At 61.5% G+C, this 18,853-nt stretch carries 17 protein-coding genes; 11 read left to right on the top strand and 6 right to left on the bottom strand.

The window, feature by feature from the left end:
* Positions 1-35: 35 nt before the first annotated feature.
* Together aguA and C4J93_RS01470 are read right to left on the bottom strand one after the other, a co-directional pair.
* A complete protein-coding gene (aguA, locus tag C4J93_RS01475; RefSeq protein ID WP_124428411.1) occupies positions 36-1,142 on the bottom strand; it encodes an agmatine deiminase in 1,107 nt (368 codons plus the stop codon).
* Between the two features lie 121 nt (positions 1,143-1,263).
* Positions 1,264-4,170, bottom strand: coding sequence for an aminotransferase (locus C4J93_RS01470; RefSeq protein ID WP_124428410.1), 2,907 nt, complete (start codon positions 4,168-4,170; stop codon positions 1,264-1,266).
* A 185-nt stretch (positions 4,171-4,355) separates the two neighbouring features.
* On the opposite strand from C4J93_RS01470, the gene rfbB reads away from it, so the two are divergent.
* From rfbB to C4J93_RS01435, 7 genes are read left to right on the top strand one after another with little or no spacing between them, the layout of a single operon-like run.
* On the top strand, positions 4,356-5,438 hold the full coding sequence (gene rfbB / locus C4J93_RS01465) for a dTDP-glucose 4,6-dehydratase (RefSeq protein ID WP_124428409.1): 1,083 nt from the start codon (positions 4,356-4,358) through the stop codon (positions 5,436-5,438).
* Positions 5,435-6,310: a glucose-1-phosphate thymidylyltransferase RfbA gene (gene rfbA / locus C4J93_RS01460; RefSeq protein ID WP_124428408.1), complete on the top strand. Its 876-nt coding sequence runs from the start codon at positions 5,435-5,437 to the stop codon at positions 6,308-6,310. Before rfbB ends, rfbA begins: the two co-directional genes overlap by 4 nt.
* Complete coding sequence (gene rfbC / locus C4J93_RS01455) at positions 6,307-6,852, top strand: dTDP-4-dehydrorhamnose 3,5-epimerase (RefSeq protein ID WP_124428407.1); 546 nt, start codon at positions 6,307-6,309, stop codon at positions 6,850-6,852. Before rfbA ends, rfbC begins: the two co-directional genes overlap by 4 nt.
* Complete coding sequence (gene rfbD, locus C4J93_RS01450) at positions 6,849-7,718, top strand: dTDP-4-dehydrorhamnose reductase (RefSeq protein WP_124428406.1); 870 nt, start codon at positions 6,849-6,851, stop codon at positions 7,716-7,718. The genes rfbC and rfbD overlap by 4 nt, the downstream gene beginning before the upstream one ends.
* A 36-nt stretch (positions 7,719-7,754) precedes the next feature.
* Entirely contained in the window at positions 7,755-9,563 is a 1,809-nt protein-coding gene (locus C4J93_RS01445; protein WP_124428405.1) for an ATP-binding protein, read from the top strand.
* Complete coding sequence (locus C4J93_RS01440) at positions 9,560-10,945, top strand: sigma-54 dependent transcriptional regulator (protein ID WP_124428404.1); 1,386 nt, start codon at positions 9,560-9,562, stop codon at positions 10,943-10,945. Before C4J93_RS01445 ends, C4J93_RS01440 begins: the two co-directional genes overlap by 4 nt.
* Before the next feature lie 26 nt (positions 10,946-10,971).
* A complete protein-coding gene (locus C4J93_RS01435; protein ID WP_124428403.1) occupies positions 10,972-11,427 on the top strand; it encodes a YiiD C-terminal domain-containing protein in 456 nt (151 codons plus the stop codon).
* Between the two features lie 110 nt (positions 11,428-11,537).
* Here the strand turns inward: C4J93_RS01435 and cysQ are convergent, their stop codons facing one another.
* A complete protein-coding gene (cysQ, locus tag C4J93_RS01430) occupies positions 11,538-12,374 on the bottom strand; it encodes a 3'(2'),5'-bisphosphate nucleotidase CysQ (protein ID WP_124428402.1) in 837 nt (278 codons plus the stop codon).
* Complete coding sequence (gene nudE, locus C4J93_RS01425) at positions 12,371-12,937, bottom strand: ADP compounds hydrolase NudE (RefSeq protein WP_124360813.1); 567 nt, start codon at positions 12,935-12,937, stop codon at positions 12,371-12,373. The genes cysQ and nudE overlap by 4 nt, the downstream gene beginning before the upstream one ends.
* Positions 12,938-13,024: 87 nt before the next feature.
* Between nudE and yrfG the strand changes: the two genes are divergently transcribed.
* Positions 13,025-13,687 (top strand): GMP/IMP nucleotidase, encoded by a 663-nt coding sequence (gene yrfG, locus C4J93_RS01420; protein WP_124428401.1) that lies wholly within the window; start codon positions 13,025-13,027, stop codon positions 13,685-13,687.
* A gap of 109 nt (positions 13,688-13,796) precedes the next feature.
* On the opposite strand, the gene lysM is transcribed toward yrfG, so the two are convergent.
* Entirely contained in the window at positions 13,797-14,237 is a 441-nt protein-coding gene (gene lysM, locus C4J93_RS01415) for a peptidoglycan-binding protein LysM (RefSeq protein WP_003187704.1), read from the bottom strand.
* Positions 14,238-14,448: 211 nt separating this feature from the next.
* Here lysM and fdhD point away from each other — a divergent pair, with 211 nt between their 5' ends.
* From fdhD to C4J93_RS01400, 3 genes are all read left to right on the top strand, one after another.
* Entirely contained in the window at positions 14,449-15,288 is an 840-nt protein-coding gene (gene fdhD / locus C4J93_RS01410; protein WP_124428400.1) for a formate dehydrogenase accessory sulfurtransferase FdhD, read from the top strand.
* Entirely contained in the window at positions 15,285-17,633 is a 2,349-nt protein-coding gene (locus tag C4J93_RS01405; RefSeq protein ID WP_124428399.1) for an FdhF/YdeP family oxidoreductase, read from the top strand. The genes fdhD and C4J93_RS01405 overlap by 4 nt, the downstream gene beginning before the upstream one ends.
* 216 nt (positions 17,634-17,849) lie before the next feature.
* Positions 17,850-18,329 carry a glycine zipper domain-containing protein gene (locus tag C4J93_RS01400; protein ID WP_124369222.1) on the top strand — a complete coding sequence of 160 codons (480 nt, stop codon included), beginning with the start codon at positions 17,850-17,852 and terminating at the stop codon, positions 18,327-18,329.
* Between the two features lie 80 nt (positions 18,330-18,409).
* Here the strand turns inward: C4J93_RS01400 and C4J93_RS01395 are convergent, their stop codons facing one another.
* On the bottom strand, positions 18,410-18,841 hold the full coding sequence (locus C4J93_RS01395; RefSeq protein WP_124428398.1) for a thioesterase family protein: 432 nt from the start codon (positions 18,839-18,841) through the stop codon (positions 18,410-18,412).
* Positions 18,842-18,853: the final 12 nt, after the last annotated feature.

Here is an 18,853-nt window from a genome sequence, read left to right as displayed (position 1 = left end):
GCTCGCTCGCCCTCAAGGCGCTGTTACAACTGCACTCAATTTCTCTGCGGTGCTGGCTGCTGCTGGGTCAGGCAGTGAATATTGCCACCCCCCAGTAACAGTTCACGGCCCGGCACCATCACCACTTCGTGTTGTGGAAACAGGTTCTGCAGGATCTGCTTGGCCTGATGGTCCAGCGGGTCATCGAAACTCGGCGCGATGATGCCGCCGTTGACGATCAGGAAGTTGACGTAGGAACCGGCCAACCGCACGCTCGGATTACGTTCCTGGCTGCCGTCTACCGGATCGACACCGGCACATTCTTCTTCGGTGGCATACAGCGGCCCCGGAATCGGCATCTTATGCACCGTGAACGAGCGGCCGCGGGCGTCGGTGCTGCTTTGCAGTACCTCCATGGCGGCATGGCAGCGCGGGTAGTTCGGGTCTTGCGGGTCGTCGGTCCAGGCCAGCAGCACCTCACCTGGGCGCACGTAGCAGCAGAAGTTATCCACATGGCCGTCGGTTTCGTCGTTGAACAGGCCATCCGGCAACCAGATGATCTTATCCGCAGCCAGGTTGGCGCTGAGCACCGCTTCAATGGCTGCGCGATCCAAGTGCGGGTTGCGGTTGCGGTTCAACAGGCATTCTTCGGTGGTGATCAGGGTGCCTTCGCCGTCGACGTGGATCGAACCGCCCTCCAGCACGAAGCCTTCGGTGCGATAACGCGAAGCGCGCTCGATCTCGAGAATCTTGCCGCCCACCTGTGCGTCACGGTTCCACGGCGCATACAGGCCACCATCGAAACCGCCCCAGGCGTTGAAATCCCAGTTCACCCCGCGTACTTCACCGCTGTCGTTGATCACGAACGTCGGCCCCGTGTCCCTTACCCAGGCGTCGTCACTGGACATTTCCACCACTCGGATATTCGGCACATCCAGGCGGCTACGAGCGTTTTCATATTGGCTGGCGGAAACCGCAACGGTCACCGGCTCGAACCGTGCGATGGCCTTGGCCACGGCCACGTGGGCCGCTTGCGCCGGCTTACCGCCCAGGCGCCAGTTGTCCGGGCGCTCGGGCCAGATCATCCAGGTTTGAGTCTGTGGCGCCCATTCGGCGGGCATATGGAAGCCATCGGCGCGTGGTGTGCTGTGCAGGGTGGTCATGGCGATGAGGACTCCGAATGGGGTGAAAGCCGACTTTATAACGGATAAATATCGGCTTTAATAGTGAACATGAATAATAAATAGGCTAGATCACGTAATTTAGTCGATAACAATCGAATGACTACAGCTCACCCAGCACCTTCGACAGCATGTCGACGAAGAAATCCACACTGCGCCGGGTCGTGACCATCGGCGGCTTGATCTTGAGGATGTTCAGGTAGTCGCCGGTCGGCTGCATGAAGATTCCCAGTTCGCGCAGACGGTCGCATAACAGCGCAGTCTCTTGCGTCGCGGGCTCCAGGGTCTGTCGGTCACGTACCAGTTCGAGGCCCAGATAGAAGCCGGAACCGTGTACCGCGCCGACTAACGGATGATGCTCGATCAACGCTTGCAGGCGTGTCTTGAAATATCCGCCCACTACCTGGGCGTTTTCCCACAGCTTTTCCTCTTCCATCACATCCAGCACCGCCATGCCGATACGGCAGCTCACCGGGCTGCCGCCCGATGACGAGAAGAAATAGCCCTCCGCTTCCAGGGCTTCGGCAATCTCTCGACGGGTGATCACCGCGCCCAGCGGCTGCCCGTTGCCCATCCCCTTGGCCATGGTAATGATGTCCGGCACGACGCCCTGCTCTTCAAAGCCCCAGAAAAAATGCCCCATGCGCCCATAACCTACCTGCACCTCATCGGCAATGCAGACACCGCCCTGGGCGCGGACCAGCCCATAAACCTGCTGCAAATAGCCGGGCGGCAACGAAATGCCACCGGCGTTGCCATACACCGGTTCGCAGATGAAACCCGCCAGTTGGCGTTGGCCAGCGGCGATTTTCGACAGGTTATGTTCCACGCTTCGTACATAGTCAGGCGCGCTGTCTGGCCCGCGAAACTCACCCCGGTAGGTATTCGGCGCCGTCACCGGGTGCACCCAGTCCGGGCGGCTGCTCAACGCCTGGGGATTATCGGCAATCGAGGTAGACACCGCGTCCGCCGCCACCGACCAGCCGTGATAGGCCTCCAGCACGCTGAGCATGTCGCGCCCGCCGCTGTAGGCCCAGGCCAGGCGGATCGCCAGGTCATTGGCCTCGGTGCCGCTGTTGACCAGGAACACCCGGTCCATGCCCGCCGGCACCAGCGCCAGCAGGCGTTCGGAAAACTCGGCGATCGCCGCGTAGTGAAAACGTGAATTAGTGTTGAGCAATGACCATTGCCGCGCCGCCACTGCTGCCATGCGCGGGTGGCCGTGGCCCAGCACCGCCACGTTGTTGAGCATGTCCAGGTAGGAGCGGCCCTGCATGTCGATCAAGTGATTGCGCCAGCCCCGCTCGATACGGGGCGGGTCGACGTAATAATGCTTCTGCGAACGGGCGAAGCTGGCGTCGCGCCGGGCCAGCAGGGCTTCGGCGTCCAGCTCCGGTTCGGCATCACAGGCCAGCCCGAGCAACGCCGCCGGTGACGGGCACAACGTCTGCCACGCCGACGCCCGGGAAGGCGCACAGAACAGCGGGGGCGCAAGATCGGCACGACACAGCTGCACGATCAACGGCCCGTGGACTTCACCGAGTATTTGCCCCTTCACCACCTGCGCACCGGCTTTGAGCCGCGTTGTCACGCCCCATACGCGCAGATTCAGGCGCTCTTCGTACACACACAGCAAGCCGTCGGCGCCCTCGCGCAGTGTCCCGGCGAAAGGTGCCTCAAGCACTGTGCCATGGGGCAGGCTTAATTCGACATGAAGAGCGAAGGTGTCCGGTTCCCCAGCACTGTCCGGGCGGGTGCGCGACAAGCGATATTGCCCATAACGGCTGGCTGCCAGCCCATGCACCGCAGCGGCTTCATTCAGCAGCCGCCGATCCATGCCCGGCGTCTCCCAATTGCCCGCCTCGAAATGCGGGCTGAGCACGCCCAGGTCGATCAGCGCAAACTCCCGCCCGACCAGCCCCGGCAGCAAGGGGGCAAAGTCCTGGCTGGCCAAGGCAGGCAACGCCTCGCCAACGCTGCTCAGGATCGCCGCTTCCATCAGTTCGAACGGCACCAACGTGGCGACATGGAAAATTTCCCACTCGTGCTCGGCGTTCTTCAACAGGTAGGCGTTATCAGGGTCCAGACGTCGCTGCTGCTCACTGCTCAACACCAACACCGCCGCACGGGCGACGATCAACGGCCACAGCGCGCGCAACTCTTCATGCTGCAACGGCGTGATCGCGTGACAGGCCTGGATCGCCGGCAGGATGGCAAACGGGTCGCCCTCAGCGTGATGCAGCAGCGCAGCGCACGTCACCGACAGGTCAGCGATGCGCCAGGTGTGTACCAGGTCGCCGAAATCGATCACACCCTGGACCTGCCAATGCCGCTGCGCATCGCGCTGCCAGACCACGTTGTCATCGGTGATGTCCATGTGCACGGCCTGCCAGGGCAAGTGTGCAGCCAATGGCCGGATATGCGCTTCGATCTGCCCGGCGACCTGCTCCAGTGCAGTGCGATGGGGAAGCTCGGGCAAGGTCGCCAGCAGATGGGTGATCAGCTCCTGCGCGTGGCGTGGGTCCCATTGCAGGGTGCGGTCCAGGCCGGGATGGGTGAACGTTGACAGTGCCAGGCTCATTCGCCCGCACAGGTCGCCGAACCCTGCGATCACATCGCGACCCAGGTGAGGCAAATCGGTCAGCGGCTGGCCGTCGATGTAGTCCAGTAGCCGCAGGTGCAGGGTTTGCCCATCGACGGTGACGCTCAGCAGTTCGTCGCCATTGAGGGCCTTGATGACCTTGGGCACGCGCACCTTTACGTGGGCCTGCAGCTCGTTGAGGGCTGCATGCTGGGCCAGTAGCTCGATTGCGGCGTAGTCACCCCGGCAGATTTTCAGAACAAAGCGGCCCAGGGGGCTTTCAACTTTGTAGTTGAGGTCTTGCTGGCTACCCAATGAAGTTAATCTACCTGTGAGGCCATAATGCTGCTCAAGCAACCTCGCCGCGTGGGTAGGCCCTACTTGCGGGCAGGCTAAGCTGGCGCGGTGAATCAAGGTAGCGAGCAACATGGGACAACCTCTGCGTTTTGTCAGGTGTCTGTTTTTGACAGGTGTCTATTTTTGACAGGGCCTATATCGCCATTGATGAAAGGGTTAGGCAACCCCCAACATACACCGTGCTTGCGCCACCCCTGCTACACAACTCAAGCTATGCTTCACTCGCTTAATGTCCGTCTAAGGAAAGGGCCTCCGATATGCGTATTCTCATCACCGGCGGCGCTGGCTTCATCGGCTCTGCCTTGATCCGGCACTTGATTCAACATACCGAGCACGAAGTGCTCAACCTGGACAAACTCACCTACGCCGGCAACTTGGAGTCGCTGACCAGCGTCGCGTCCAATAGCCGCTATGAGTTCGTCCAGGCCGACATCGTCGACCAGGCGACAGTCAGCGCCGTACTGGCGCGCTTCGAGCCACAGGCGATCATGCACCTGGCGGCCGAGTCCCATGTAGACCGCTCTATCGATGGCCCATCGGACTTTATCCAGACCAATATCGTTGGCACCTATAGCCTGCTGGAAGCCGCCCGTGCTTATTGGCAGAAGCTCGACGAGCCCGCCAGGCATGCGTTTCGTTTTCACCACATTTCTACTGACGAAGTGTATGGCGACCTGCACGGCGTGGACGACCTGTTTACCGAGGCCACGCCTTACGCCCCCAGCTCGCCTTATTCAGCCAGCAAGGCGGCGTCCGACCATCTTGTACGCGCGTGGCAGCGTACATATGGCCTGCCGGTACTGTTGACCAACTGCTCCAACAATTACGGGCCGTTCCATTTCCCCGAGAAGTTGATCCCGCTGGTGATTCTCAACGCCCTCGCGGGCAAGCCGCTGCCGGTATATGGCGATGGGCTGCAGGTACGCGACTGGCTGTATGTCGAAGACCATGCCCGGGCGCTACTGACAGTCGTGACCAAAGGCGTGGTTGGCGAGACCTACAACATCGGTGGGCACAACGAGCAAAAGAACATCGACGTGGTACGCAGCATCTGCAACCTGCTTGAAGAGCTGGCGCCACAACGCCCGGCCGAGGTGGAGAAGTTCAGCGATCTGATTACCTTCGTCAAAGACCGCCCCGGTCACGACCAACGTTATGCGATCGATGCGAGCAAGATCGAACATGAACTGGGCTGGACGCCTGAAGAGACTTTTGAAACGGGTCTACGCAAAACCGTGCAGTGGTACCTCGACAATCTGGAATGGTGCCGCAGGGTCCAGGACGGTAGTTATCAAGGCCAACGATTGGGCAACACCGACTTGAAGGATTTGATCGCATGATGAAAGGCATCGTATTGGCCGGCGGCTCCGGCACCCGTTTGCATCCCATTACGCTGGGCGTGTCGAAACAGCTGTTGCCGGTATACGACAAACCGATGATTTATTATCCGATCTCTGTGCTGATGCTGGCGGGCATCAAGGACATCCTGGTCATATCCACCCCGGTGGACTTGCCGCAGTATCGCAACCTGTTGGGTGATGGCAGCCAGTTTGGCGTGCACTTCAGCTATGCCGAGCAACCCACACCGGATGGCCTGGCCCAGGCATTTCTGATTGGTGAAGACTTCATCGGTAATGACCCTGTCTGCCTTATCCTGGGAGATAACATTTTCCACGGCCAGCATTTTGGCGACCAACTACGCACTGCGGCAGAACGCACCAGCGGCGCCACAGTATTTGGTTATTGGGTCAAAGACCCAGAGCGTTTCGGCGTAATCGACTTCGACAAGGAAGGCCGCGCCCTGTCCATCGAAGAAAAACCTGCCAAGCCCAAGTCGCCATATGCCGTGACCGGCCTGTATTTCTACGACAACGACGTGATCAAGATCGCCAAGGCCGTCCAGCCTTCGCCACGCGGCGAGCTGGAGATCACCGACGTCAACAACGCCTACCTCAAGCGCGGCGACCTGCACGTTGAGCGTTTCGGTCGTGGTTTCGCCTGGCTTGATACCGGCACCCACGACAGCTTGCTGGAAGCGTCGACCTACGTGCAGACCATCGAGCATCGCCAGGGCCTGAAAGTAGCCTGCCTGGAAGAGATCGCCTACGAGAACGGCTGGATTGATCGTGACTATCTGCTGGAACGTGCCAAGTACTTCGGCAAAACCGGTTACGGTCAATACCTCTACTCGCTGGCCGGAGAAACCAAGTGAATGTCGTTGAAACCTCGTTACCTGGCGTGCTGATTCTCGAGCCAAAAGTATTCGGTGATGAGCGCGGTTTTTTCTACGAAAGCTTCAACGCTCGCGCTTTTGAAGCCGCCACCGGGCTCAAACGTGACTTCGTGCAGGACAACCATTCACGCTCGCAAAAAGGCGTGCTGCGCGGGCTGCACTATCAGCTTGAACACACTCAGGGCAAACTGGTACGTGTCACTTACGGTGAAGTGCTGGATGTTGCCGTCGACATCCGCCGCAGCTCACCGAACTTCGGCCAATGGGTGAGCGTACGTTTATCCGCGCAGAATCATCGCCAACTGTGGGTGCCGGAAGGTTTCGCCCATGGGTTTGTGGTGCTGAGCGACTATGCCGAGTTTCTATACAAAACCACCGACTACTATCAACCGAGTGCCGAACGCAGCATTCTCTGGAATGACCCGACGCTGGCTATCGACTGGGCGCTGTCCGAGCCGCCGCAACTGTCTGCCAAGGACCAGGTCGGTAAATTACTGACGGAAGCCGATCTTTTTCCATGAAAATACTCATCACCGGCCAACACGGCCAAGTCTCCCAAGAGCTGCAACAGCGGCTCCAAGGCCTGGGCGAACTCATCGTCCTGGGCCGCGACCAGCTTGACCTGGCCCACGCCGAGCAGATTCGCCAACAAGTGCGCGCCCACCGCCCCGACCTGATCATCAACGCCGCCGCTCACACCGCGGTCGATCAGGCCGAAAGCGAGCCGGAAGCAGCGTTCGCCATCAACGCCATCGCCCCCGGCATCCTCGCCGAAGAAGCCAAGGCCCTTGGCATCCCGCTGATCCACTACTCGACCGACTACGTGTTCGACGGCAGCAAACCGGCCCCGTACACCGAAAGCGATTCGCCCAACCCACTGGGCGTCTACGGTCAGAGCAAGCTGGCGGGCGAGCAGGCGATTGCGGCCGTGGGCGGGAAGTACCTGATTCTGCGCACCAGTTGGGTGTACTCGGGTCACGGCAAGAATTTCCTGCTGACCATGCAGCGTCTGCTGCAGGAGAAGCCGCAGATGCGCATCGTCGCCGACCAGATCGGCGCGCCAACCTGGGCCGGGACCATCGCCAACAGTACGCGTGCGCTGATTGAGTGCTGGCAAGCCGGCACCGCCGGGGATTGGGGGGTTTACCACCTCACGGCCCAGGGCGAAACGTCGTGGTTCGGCTTTGCCGAGGCCATTGGCCAAGCCCTCCGCGCCGCAGGCAAACCCTGCGCCGAGCTGGAAGCGATCCCGTCCAGCGCCTATCCGACACCCGCCCGGCGCCCGCTGAACTCGCGCCTCGATTGCAGCCGCCTGCAACAGCAATGGCAGGTCAGCCAGCCGCAGTGGCACGACGCATTGCACGAGTGTCTTGCCGAGCAGCACTAGGCATAATGCGCCTGTACCCACAGGCGCACGACTCCCATGACCCCACCCCTTCCGCGAAGACCCCGCTGGCGCAGCCTCGCCCTGTTGGCGCTGTGCCTGGCGCCGCTGCTCTGGCCGCTGGAGCACTTGGCCGAGCGCTACTACCGCAGCGAGCTGGCCGGGCAAAACCGTCAGACCCTCGACCTGTACGTCGCCAACCTGTTGGGCACCCTGCATCGCTATGAAGTGCTGCCGCAGATCCTCGGTGACCTGCCGGCCCTGCGCACCGCGCTGGATGCGCCTCACGTCAGCACCAACCTGGTCAACGCCAACTCGCTGCTCAAGGACGTCGCCGCCCAGGCCGGGGTGGAGGTGATGTACCTGATGGACACCACCGGCAAGACTCTCGCCGCGTCCAACTGGGACAAACAAGACAGCTTCGTCGGGCGCAACTTTTCCTTTCGCCCCTACTTCAGCGAAGCCATGGCCGGGCGCCTGGGGCGCTTTTTCGGGCTAGGCACCACCTCGGCCAAGCGCGGCTACTTCTTCGCCGCCGCCGTACGCGATGGTGAGAACATCATTGGCGTGCTGGTGGTCAAGGTGGATCTGGACCACACCGAGAGCTTGTGGGGCAACACCCCGGAACAACTCCTGGTGACCGACCACAACGGCGTGGTAATCCTCACCTCGCGCCCGCAATGGCGGTTCCGCGCTACCCGGCCGCTGACCGCCGCAGAGCGCCAGGCCATTATTGCCATCCAGCCTTATCCCACCCGTGATCCTCAGCCGCTGAACCTCAGCAGCAGCGCCTGGCTGCGCCAATCCACCGCCATCGCCGAGACCGGCTGGAACGTGGAAATCCTCGCCCCCCAATCCTTGATCAACCGCCCGGTGCGTACCGTGGTGGCCGTAGGCGGCGCGACCTTGCTGGTGCTGATGCTGCTGCTCGGCTTGATGATGCAGCGCCGCCGGCATTACCTGGAGCGCATCGCCTTCGAAGCCAAGGCGCGCCGCGAGCTGGAAATGCGCGTGGCCGAGCGCACCAGCGACCTGGAAGGCCTGAACCGGCGCCTGAAACAGGAAGTGCTGGAGCGCGAACACGCTCAGCAGGAACTGGTACGTGCCCAGGATGACCTGGTGCAGGCCGGTAAACTCTCGGCGCTGGGCACCATGTCGGCCAGTATCAGCCATGAACTGAACCAACCCCTGGCAGCGATTCGCAGCTACGCGGAAAACGCGGAAATCCTGCTCGACCATGAACGCACCGCCGATGCGCGCGGCAACCTCAAGTTGATCAGCGAACTGACCGGGCGCATGGCCTCGATCATCGCCCACTTGCGCGCGTTCGCCCGCCGTGACCGTCACGCGCCGGAAAGCGTGGCGCTGCAACCCGCGCTGGACGATGCCCTGGCCTTACTGGCCAAACGGCGGCGCTCGATGGAAGTGGAATTGATCCGCGACCTACCCGAGGCGACCTTATGGGTACAAGCCGGTGAAACCCGTCTGCGTCAGGTGCTGGGCAACCTGCTGGCCAATGCCCTGGACGCCCTTACCGAAAAAGGCCCGCCACGCAAACTGTGGCTGAGCGCCCAAACCACTAACCAGGGCGTCAACCTGTACATTCGCGACAACGGCCCGGGCTTTTGCATGGAGGCGTTGGGCCGCGCCAGCGAGCCGTTCTACACCACCAAGACGCGCACCCAGGGCCTGGGCCTGGGCCTGGCGATCTGTGACACCCTGATGCGTGCCTTCGGCGGCGAACTGCTATTCGCCAACCACAAGGAAGGCGGCGCGCTGTTAACCTTGAAATTGCGTGCCGGCTCGCCGGGCGTCAGTCTGCAACCGTCCGAGGACCGCAGTGTATGAGTATCGATAACCAGATTCAGGTGGTGCTGATCGATGACGATCCCCATTTGCGTCAGGCGCTGTGCCAGACCCTGGACCTGGCCGGGCTGAAAGTGCTGCCCCTGGGCGAAGCCAGCGGCCTCACCGCGCGCTTGTCGCGGGACTGGTCGGGCGTCGTGGTCAGCGATATCCGCATGCCCGGCATGGACGGCCTGGAACTGCTCGCCGAACTGCACGGCCAGGACCCTGACCTGCCAGTGCTGCTGATCACCGGCCACGGTGACGTGCCGCTGGCGGTGCAGGCCATGCGTGCCGGCGCCTATGACTTCCTCGAAAAGCCCTTCGCCAGCGACGCCTTGCTCGACAGCGTGCGCCGCGCCCTGGCCCTGCGCCGACTGGTGCTGGACAACCGCAGCCTGCGCCTGGCCCTCAGTGACCGGCAGCAACTGAGCACGCGCCTGGTGGGGCATTCGCCGCAGATGCTGCGCCTGCGCGAGCAAATCGGCGCACTGGCAGCGACCAAGGCCGATGTGCTGATCCTCGGCGAAACCGGCGCCGGCAAGGAAGTGGTCGCCCGCGCCTTGCACGATCTGTCGAGCCGCCGCAGCGGTCCGTTCGTGGCGATCAACGCCGGGGCCCTGGCCGAATCGGTGGTGGAAAGCGAGCTGTTCGGCCATGAACCGGGCGCGTTTACCGGCGCGCAGAAGCGCCGCATCGGCAAGTTCGAATTCGCCAATGGCGGCACGCTGTTCCTCGATGAAATCGAAAGCATGAGCCTGGATGTACAGGTCAAGCTGTTGCGCCTGCTGCAGGAGCGCGTTGTGGAGCGGCTGGGCGGCAACCAGTTGATTGCACTGGATATCCGCATCATCGCCGCCACCAAGGAAGACCTGCGCCAGGCGGCCGACCAGGGCCGCTTCCGGGCTGACTTGTATTACCGCCTGAATGTCGCGCCGCTGCGTATTCCGCCACTGCGCGAGCGCGGTGAAGATGCGCTGATGCTGTTCCAGCACTTCGCCGACGAAGCCAGCAGCCGCCACGGCCTGCCCTTGCATGAGCTGCAACCGGGCCAGCGCGCGCTGCTGTTGCGCCACAGTTGGCCAGGTAACGTACGCGAGCTGCAAAACGCCGCCGAACGCTTTGCCCTGGGCCTTGAACTGGCCTTGGACAGTACGCTGGATAATCCCTCCGCCAGCGCACTGACCTCCACGCCCGGCGGCTTGAGCGAGCAAGTCGAACAATTCGAAAAAAGCCTGATCGCCGCCGAACTGACCCGCCCCCACAGCTCCATGCGCAGCCTCGCCGAAGCCCTCGGCGTGCCCCGCAAAACCCTGCACGACAAACTGCGCAAGCATGGCCTGAACTTCGCCGACAGCACCAGCCACAGCGCAGACGACGAATGACACTGCCCACCCGCCAAGAGACCGCCATGAGCCGCGACAGCCGTTACCTGGAATCCGTCCTCCATCACGACATCCCCCTCACCCGGGAAATGGGCCTCAAGGTGCTCGACTGGCAACACGGCCAACTGCAACTGCATTTACCCTTACAGGCCAATATCAACCACAAGAGCACCATGTTTGGCGGCAGCCTCTACTGCGGCGCCGTGCTGGCGGGTTGGGGTTGGTTGCACCTGAGACTGCGCGAAGAGGGCATCGAAGACGGGCACATCGTGATTCAGGAAGGGCAGATCAGCTATCCGTTGCCGGTGACGCAGGACGCGACGGTGATTTGCGCAGCGCCGGAGGAGAAAGTGTGGAAGCGCTTTGTCGCAACGTACAAGCGCTATGGGCGAGCGCGGTTGACGCTGGAGACGTGGATTGTGAATGAGGGCAATGACGAAAGAGCAGTAGCCTTCACTGGCCAATACGTCCTGCACCGTTAAAAATGTGGGAGGGGGCTTGCTCCCGATAGCGGTGTATCAGCAGCACATTCAGTGACTGACACTCCATTATCGGGAGCAAGCCCCCTCCCACAGTTTGATCTGTTGCGGCTTCAGGATCTGGCCAGGGTCAACAGGCGCTCACGCCACGCCGCCTTGGCCGGTAACGCCAGGAAGAACGGGTTCAACAACGATTCCCGCGCCGGGTAGCTGAACGGCTTGCCATTCAACTCCAGCACTTCGCCCCCCGCCCCTTCCAGCACGCCTTGCGCCGCCGCAGTGTCCCACTGCGAGGTCGGCGCCAGGCGCGGATAACAGTCGGCACTGCCCTCGGCCAACAGGCAGAACTTCAAGGAACTGCCGATATTCGCCAGTTTCAGCTCCCCCAAGCCTTGGCTCAGCCCCTCCAGCAAACGCTCCTGCTCCGGGCTGGTATGACGGCGGCTGGCAACCACGGTAAAGGCTTCACCCGCGGCCGGAACCTGGCGCACCTGGATCTGCCTGGGCGCGGCATTCACATCCGAACGCCAAGCCCCCAGGCCCGCGCCGCCGAAGTAGCAACGACCACTGGTGGGCATCGACACCACGCCGAACACCACGCGGCCCTGTTCGATCAAGGCGATATTGACCGTGAATTCTTCACTGCCGCCAATGAATTCCTTGGTGCCGTCCAACGGGTCCACCAGCCACCAACGCTGCCAACCGGCGCGCACGCTCTGGTCGATATCGGCGTCTTCTTCGGACAGCACCGGAATGCTTGGGTCCAGCGCAGTGAGGCCCGCGAGAATCAGATGGTGCGCAGCCAGGTCGGCGGCCGTCACCGGCGAATCATCCGCTTTGGAGGTAACCGCGACGTCGGCACGCCAGTACGGCAGGATGGCTTCACCGGCCTGGCGAGCCAGTTCGATGACGGGGGCGATAAAGGGATGGCCCAGAAACAGTTCGCTCATAAGGTAAACACTCCACGCTGGGTCAGCAGGTCTCGCACCAGGTACAGCGCGGCAAGTGCCCGGCCCTCACTGAACTGCTCGTTTTGCGCCAGTGCCGACAGCTCACGCAGGTTGACCCGCTCCACGCGCATGGGCTCGGGCTCATCGCCTTCCAAGCGCTCTTCATAAAGCTCGGTGGCCAGCACCACCTGGATTTTCTGGCTCATGTAGCCGGGTGACAGTGAAAGCTCAGTGATGTGTTCCAACTGGCGTGCGCCATAGCCGGCTTCTTCCTTGAGTTCGCGGTCGGCCGCCGCCAGCACATCCTCGCCGGGCTCGATCAAGCCTTTAGGCAAGGACAACTCATACTCGTCGGTGCCACCGCAGTATTCTTCCACCAGCAAGGCATGGTCTTCGTCGATCATGGCGACGATCATCACTGCGCCGTAACCGGCACCACGGCCCACCAGGCGCTCGTAGGTCCGTTCAACGCCATTGGAAAAGCGCAGTTGCACTTCCTCCACGCGGAACAAACGGCTACTGGCGACTATTTCGCGGGCGAGGACGGTGGGTTTCTGGCGCATGAACGGCTCCTTGGCGTGATCGGGTTACTATACCGTGGCTTTTCCGATTGTCTGTGTCGGATATCTTTACTTACATGAGAACGCCCCATGCCCTCTTTGCCCTGGCACGCCATCGACACCGTCCTGCTGGACATGGACGGCACCTTGCTCGACTTGCACTACGACAACCATTTCTGGATGGAGCACCTGCCCCAGCGTTATGCCGAACTGCATGGCGTAAGCCGGGCCATGGCCGAAATGGAACTGCAGCCCCTGTTCGAGCGTAACGCCGGACAGTTGCAATGGTATTGCCTGGATTTCTGGAGCGCCGAACTGAAGATCCCAGTGCGCGAACTCAAGCTTGAAACCGCCCACCTGATCGCCCTGCGCCCGGACGCCGATACATTTCTGGCGGCGATCAAACAGGCCGGCAAACGCGTGATCCTGATCACCAATGCTCACCGCGATTCGTTGTCATTGAAGTTGGAGCGCATTGAGCTGGCGCCGTACTTCGAGCAACTGATCAGCTCCCACGATTACGGTTTTCCCAAGGAAAACCAGCAGTTCTGGGAAGCGCTGCACGCTGATATCCAGTTCGACCCGGCCCGCAGCCTGTTTATCGACGACACCCTGCCGATCCTGCGCAGCGCCAGGGAGTTCGGTGTAGGGCATCTACTGGCGGTGAAAGAGCCGGACAGCAGAAAGGGACCCAAGGACACCGCAGAGTTTGCGGCTGTCGAGGACTACCGCGATCTAATACCCGGACTCTGAACCCATGTGGGAGGGGGCTTGCTCCCGATAGCGGTATATCAGAAACACATCCAGTGACTGACACACTGCCATCGGGGGCAAGCCCCCTCCCACAGGATTGTTGTGCGTATTACTCAGGAATACGCAGGGTCTGGCCTGGGTAGATTTTGTCCGGGTGCGACAACAGCGGCTTGTTGGCCTCGAAAATCTTGTTGTACTGGTTGGCATTACCGTACACAGCCAGGGAAATCGCGCTGAGGGTATCGCCCTTTTTCACCACGACGAAACGCGCAGCGGTAACCGCAGGGCCCGTGACGGTGATCTGATCATCCACGCTCGCCACGCCGGCGATGTTGCCCAGTGCCAGCAGGATTTTCTCTTTCTCTTCCTGGGTGGCCACTTCACCGGTCACGGTGACCTTGTCGCCATCCACGGTGGTTTGCACGTTTGGATTACCCAGGCCCACCTTGCTCACATGCTCCTTCAACTGCTCACTCGCATTAGCATTACCCGGCGTCAACAGGTCGACGATCTTTTCGCCGGCTTCTTTGATAAAGCTGAAAATACTCATAGTGCGCTCTCCTTGGGTTTAAGTTCCTGATGCCCAAGACTAGACCAGTCCCAAGGTTTTGGGTTCCAGAGCCTTCGACGGCGAGCAGACGACCGCGCAAAACCGAGCCTTGATCGACGCCGTCTATCACTACATCAATACTGGCAATTAGACGCGACCCTTTGTCGCGCCTAGTCTGAACACTGATCAATCCGTCGGTGGTAATTGCCTCATGAACGCCAAGCGCCCAACCTGCGCGGCGCCCGCCCTTGAAACGCCCGCGCCCGCCGCCAGCCAGAGCTATGAGTACAGCAATCTCGAACACACAGACGTCGGCAGTACTGCACTGGCCGAAGAGGTGGCGTTGGCGATTGCCTATAACGACATCAGCCAGGCCGTCATGCTGGTGACGCCGACCGACCTGGAAGACTTCATTGTCGGCTTCAGCCTTGGCAGCGGCATTATCACCGACGTCAGCGACATCTATGACCTGAAGCTCAGCGGATCGGGCTCTGCACAATATGCCCAGGTACAGATTTCCAGCCGGGCGTTCTGGAACCTCAAGCAGCAGCGCCGCCAATTAGCGGGCACCAGCGGCTGCGGGCTGTGCGGCGTCGAAGCCGTGGAGCAGGCTTTGCCCGACCTGCAGGTGCTGCCCGGCGCACCCTTGCCACCCGCCGCATGGCTTGATGGCCTGCGCCAGCGCATCAGCGCCTTCCAGCCCTTGGGCCAACACAGCGGCGCGGTGCACGCAGCCATATTTATGAACAACCAGGGCGAATTGCTGATGGGCCGCGAAGACATCGGCCGGCATAACGCCCTGGATAAATTGATTGGCGCACTGACCCGCCAACAGATTCCGACCGACGGTGGCCTGGCAATTGTCACCAGCCGCTGCAGCCTCGAATTGATCCAGAAAGTCCTGCGCGCGGGCATCCAGACTCTGGTCAGCCTGTCGTCGCCTACCGGCCTTGCCCTGCAATGGGCGCGCCGGCATAACCTCAATCTCATCCACCTGCCGCAGAAAAGCGCGCCGCGGGTCTACAGCCCAGCGATGGAGTACCAGCCATGAGCCTTCACCACCAAGCCGACCAAACCCCAACCCCACGCTACAAGCCCTATAAAGGCCCGGCAGGCGGCTGGGGTGCATTGATCAGCGTGGCGCACGCCTGGCTGACCAGCGACAACGCGCTGAAAAACCTGCGCATGATGCTCAAGACCAACCAGAACGGCGGCTTCGACTGCCCGGGCTGTGCCTGGGGCGACTCGCCGGAAAGTGGCATGGTCAAGTTCTGCGAAAACGGCGCCAAGGCGGTCAACTGGGAAGCCACCAAGCGCCGCGTGGACGCCGCATTCTTCGCCAAACACAGCGTGACCGCGCTGCTTGAACAAAGCGATTACTGGCTGGAGTACCAAGGCCGTCTCACCGAGCCTATGCGCTACGACGCCGCGACCGACCGCTACCAGCCCATCAGTTGGGACGCCGCGTTCGACCTGGTCGGCAAGCACCTCAATGCCCTGCCCAGCCCGGACATGGCCGAGTTCTACACCTCGGGTCGCGCCAGCAACGAAGCCGCCTACCTGTACCAGCTGTTTGTGCGCGCCTACGGCACCAACAATTTCCCGGACTGCTCGAACATGTGCCACGAAGCCAGCGGCGTGGCCCTGGCCCAGAGTGTGGGCGTGGGCAAAGGCACGGTGACCTTTGATGACTTCGAACATGCCGACGCGATTTTCGTCTGGGGCCAGAACCCCGGCACCAACCACCCACGCATGCTCGAGCCGCTGCGCGAAGCGGTGAAACGCGGCGCTCAGGTGGTGTGTATCAACCCCCTGAAAGAACGTGGCCTGGAACGCTTCCAGCACCCGCAACATCCGCTGGAAATGCTCACCAACGGCGACAAGCCAACCAACACCGCCTACTTCCGCCCGGCGCTGGGCGGCGACATGGCCATCCTGCGCGGCATGGCCAAGTTCCTGCTGCTGTGGGAGCGTCAAGCCTTGGCCGAAGGCAAGGAAGCGGTGTTCGATCACGACTTCCTCAACGAACACACCATCAACGTGCTGGACTATCTGGGCCAGATCGACGACACCTCGTGGGAGGAAATCGTCGAGCAGTCCGGCCTGACGCTGGTGGAGATCGAGCAAGCCGCGCGCATGTATGCCAAAGGCAAAAACGTGATCATGTGCTGGGCGATGGGCATCACCCAACACCGTCACTCGGTGCCGACCATCCAGGAAATCGCCAACCTGATGTTGCTACGCGGCAATATCGGCCGCCCAGGCGCCGGCCTGTGCCCGGTGCGCGGTCACAGCAACGTGCAGGGCGACCGCACCATGGGCATCAATGAACGCCCACCGGTGGCATTCCTCGACTCACTGGAGCGCCGCTTCCAGTTCCAGGTGCCGCGCACCAATGGCCACAACGTGGTCGAAGCCATCCACGCGATGCTTGAAGGCCGCGCCAAGGTGTTTATCGGTCTGGGCGGCAACTTCGCCCAGGCCACGCCGGACAGCACCCGCACGTTCGAAGCGTTGCGTAACTGCGACCTGACTGTACAGATCAGCACCAAGCTCAACCGCAGCCATCTGATGCACGGTAAAGACGCGCTGATCCTGCCATGCCTGGGCCGTACCGACATCGATATCCAGGCCGAGGGCCCGCAAGCGGTGACTGTGGAAGACTCGTTCAGCATGGTCCACGACTCCAACGGCCAATTGCAGCCGCTGTCGAAGCTGATGAAATCGGAGCCCGCGATTGTGGCGGGCATTGCCGCCGCGACCCTGGGCAGCAAACCGGTGGATTGGAATTGGCTGGTGGCTGACTACGGACGCATTCGCGACCTGATCGCCGACACCATTCCAGGCTTCAAGGACTTCAACGAGAAGCTCAAAAACCCGGGCGGTTTCTACTTGGGCAACTCCGCCGGCGCACGCCGCTGGAACACCCCATCGGGCCGCGCCAACTTCCGACCGAACGTCCTGCCCAAAGACCTGATTCACGAACGCACCCGCGCCACAGGGCGTGTGCCGGACCTGATCATGCAGTCGATGCGTTCCCACGATCAGTACAACACCACTATCTATGGGCTAGACGACCGTTATCGCGGCGTCAAAGGCCAACGGGATGTGCTGTTCGTCAACGAAGCCGACATCATCCGCCTGGGCTTCAAGCCGGGGCAGAAGGCGGACATCATTTCGCTGTGGGAAGACGGCCGAGAGCGGCGCGTCAAGGGCTTCACCCTGCTGGCGTTCGATATTCCGGCCGGGCAGGCCGCTGCTTACTATCCGGAAGTGAACCCTCTGGTGCCGTTGGAAAGCACGGGCGACGGTAGCCATACGCCAACGTCGAAGTTTGTGGCGATTCGTTTGGAAGCGGCGAGCGATAATGGGTTGATCATGGCGCGCTCGGCCTGACGTGTGCTACACATTTTGCAGGCACAAAAAAGGCCGCTTTTTATATAAAAGCGGCCTTTCCCAAGTAGCTAAAGACTCGTAAAAACAACTTAAGTTCCCTATACAAAACAGCAACTTAGCAAATTGTATACAACTGCTGCCGCCGGTCGGATTTCGATTGTCAGCGGTTCGATACAACCTCAGGATCGCGCCGTCATCCCCTTGAGGTTTCCCTGAATGAAGTTCTCCTCGATTCTCTTGTTGTCCCTTGGCCTGGTCAGTGGCGCAGCCATGGCCGGTGGCACCACCGAAGCCGGTGTGGGCGGCGCATTGGGCGGGGTTCTAGGTTCGGTTGTCGGCCAGCAGTTGGGCGGCAACACCGGTTCGACCATCGGCGCAGCGCTGGGTGGCGCGGGCGGTAGCGCAGTCGGCGCCGACAAGCGCAGCCGTGGCGAAGCAGCCATTGGCGGCGCACTGGGCGCCGCCGGCGGCAACGTGGTAGGCCGCAGTGTCGGCGGCAGCACCGGCGCACTGATCGGCTCAGCCGCCGGCGGTGGGGCAGGTGGCGCGCTGGGCAACTACATGGGCAACAAGAGCGATGACGATGACCGTCGTTACCGTGGCCGCGACGACCGTCGCTACTACCGCGATGGCCACCCTGGCCGCGGTCATGCCTATGGGCATCGCAAGAACAAACATCACTACCGTCACCGCTAAGCTTTAAAGAACACTGCAAATCAATGTGGGAGGGGGCAAGCCCCTCCCACATTTGGTTCAGCGGTGTTTGCGGGACCGAGTCAGGCTACCAACCGCTGTAACGCCTCGCGCAACCTCCCCGGAATCGTCACCGGCTGGTTCGTGCCCCGGTCGACAAACACATGCACAAAACGCCCCGCCGCACAGGCTTCCTGCTCGCCTGCCTTGAATACCGCCAACTCGTATTGCACTGAGCTATTGCCCAACTTGCCCACCCGCAGGCCGATATCAATGCGCTCTGGGAAAGCGATCGACGCAAAGTAATCGCACGCCGAACTGACTACAAACCCGACCACTTCCCCGTCATGAATATCCAACTCGCCCTGTTCGATCAGGTAGGTATTCACCGCCGTGTCGAAAAAGCTGTAGTAGGTGACGTTATTCACATGGCCGTACACGTCATTGTCGTGCCAGCGCGTAATGATCGGCTGGAAGTGTGCGTAATCGGCACGTTGTGGCACTGAGTCAGGCATGGGCACCTCTCG

Source organism: Pseudomonas sp. R2-37-08W (assembly GCF_003851705.1).
Lineage (GTDB): Bacteria > Pseudomonadota > Gammaproteobacteria > Pseudomonadales > Pseudomonadaceae > Aquipseudomonas.
This window is presented reverse-complemented; position numbering and strand designations above follow the sequence as displayed.

What these genes read in the sequence shown, in the direction of transcription:
- aguA (WP_124428411.1), bottom strand. Translation starts at nt 1,142, where the DNA reads ATGACCACCCTGCACAGCACACCACGCGCCGATGGCTTCCATATGCCC.
- C4J93_RS01400 (WP_124369222.1), top strand. Translation starts at nt 17,850, where the DNA reads ATGAAGTTCTCCTCGATTCTCTTGTTGTCCCTTGGCCTGGTCAGTGGC.
- C4J93_RS01395 (WP_124428398.1), bottom strand. Translation starts at nt 18,841, where the DNA reads ATGCCTGACTCAGTGCCACAACGTGCCGATTACGCACACTTCCAGCCG.
- lysM (WP_003187704.1), bottom strand. Translation starts at nt 14,237, where the DNA reads ATGAGTATTTTCAGCTTTATCAAAGAAGCCGGCGAAAAGATCGTCGAC.
- rfbA (WP_124428408.1), top strand. Translation starts at nt 5,435, where the DNA reads ATGATGAAAGGCATCGTATTGGCCGGCGGCTCCGGCACCCGTTTGCAT.
- C4J93_RS01405 (WP_124428399.1), top strand. Translation starts at nt 15,285, where the DNA reads ATGAGCCTTCACCACCAAGCCGACCAAACCCCAACCCCACGCTACAAG.
- rfbD (WP_124428406.1), top strand. Translation starts at nt 6,849, where the DNA reads ATGAAAATACTCATCACCGGCCAACACGGCCAAGTCTCCCAAGAGCTG.
- C4J93_RS01445 (WP_124428405.1), top strand. Translation starts at nt 7,755, where the DNA reads ATGACCCCACCCCTTCCGCGAAGACCCCGCTGGCGCAGCCTCGCCCTG.
- C4J93_RS01435 (WP_124428403.1), top strand. Translation starts at nt 10,972, where the DNA reads ATGAGCCGCGACAGCCGTTACCTGGAATCCGTCCTCCATCACGACATC.
- nudE (WP_124360813.1), bottom strand. Translation starts at nt 12,937, where the DNA reads ATGCGCCAGAAACCCACCGTCCTCGCCCGCGAAATAGTCGCCAGTAGC.
- C4J93_RS01470 (WP_124428410.1), bottom strand. Translation starts at nt 4,170, where the DNA reads ATGTTGCTCGCTACCTTGATTCACCGCGCCAGCTTAGCCTGCCCGCAA.
- rfbB (WP_124428409.1), top strand. Translation starts at nt 4,356, where the DNA reads ATGCGTATTCTCATCACCGGCGGCGCTGGCTTCATCGGCTCTGCCTTG.
- yrfG (WP_124428401.1), top strand. Translation starts at nt 13,025, where the DNA reads ATGCCCTCTTTGCCCTGGCACGCCATCGACACCGTCCTGCTGGACATG.
- C4J93_RS01440 (WP_124428404.1), top strand. Translation starts at nt 9,560, where the DNA reads ATGAGTATCGATAACCAGATTCAGGTGGTGCTGATCGATGACGATCCC.
- fdhD (WP_124428400.1), top strand. Translation starts at nt 14,449, where the DNA reads ATGAACGCCAAGCGCCCAACCTGCGCGGCGCCCGCCCTTGAAACGCCC.
- cysQ (WP_124428402.1), bottom strand. Translation starts at nt 12,374, where the DNA reads ATGAGCGAACTGTTTCTGGGCCATCCCTTTATCGCCCCCGTCATCGAA.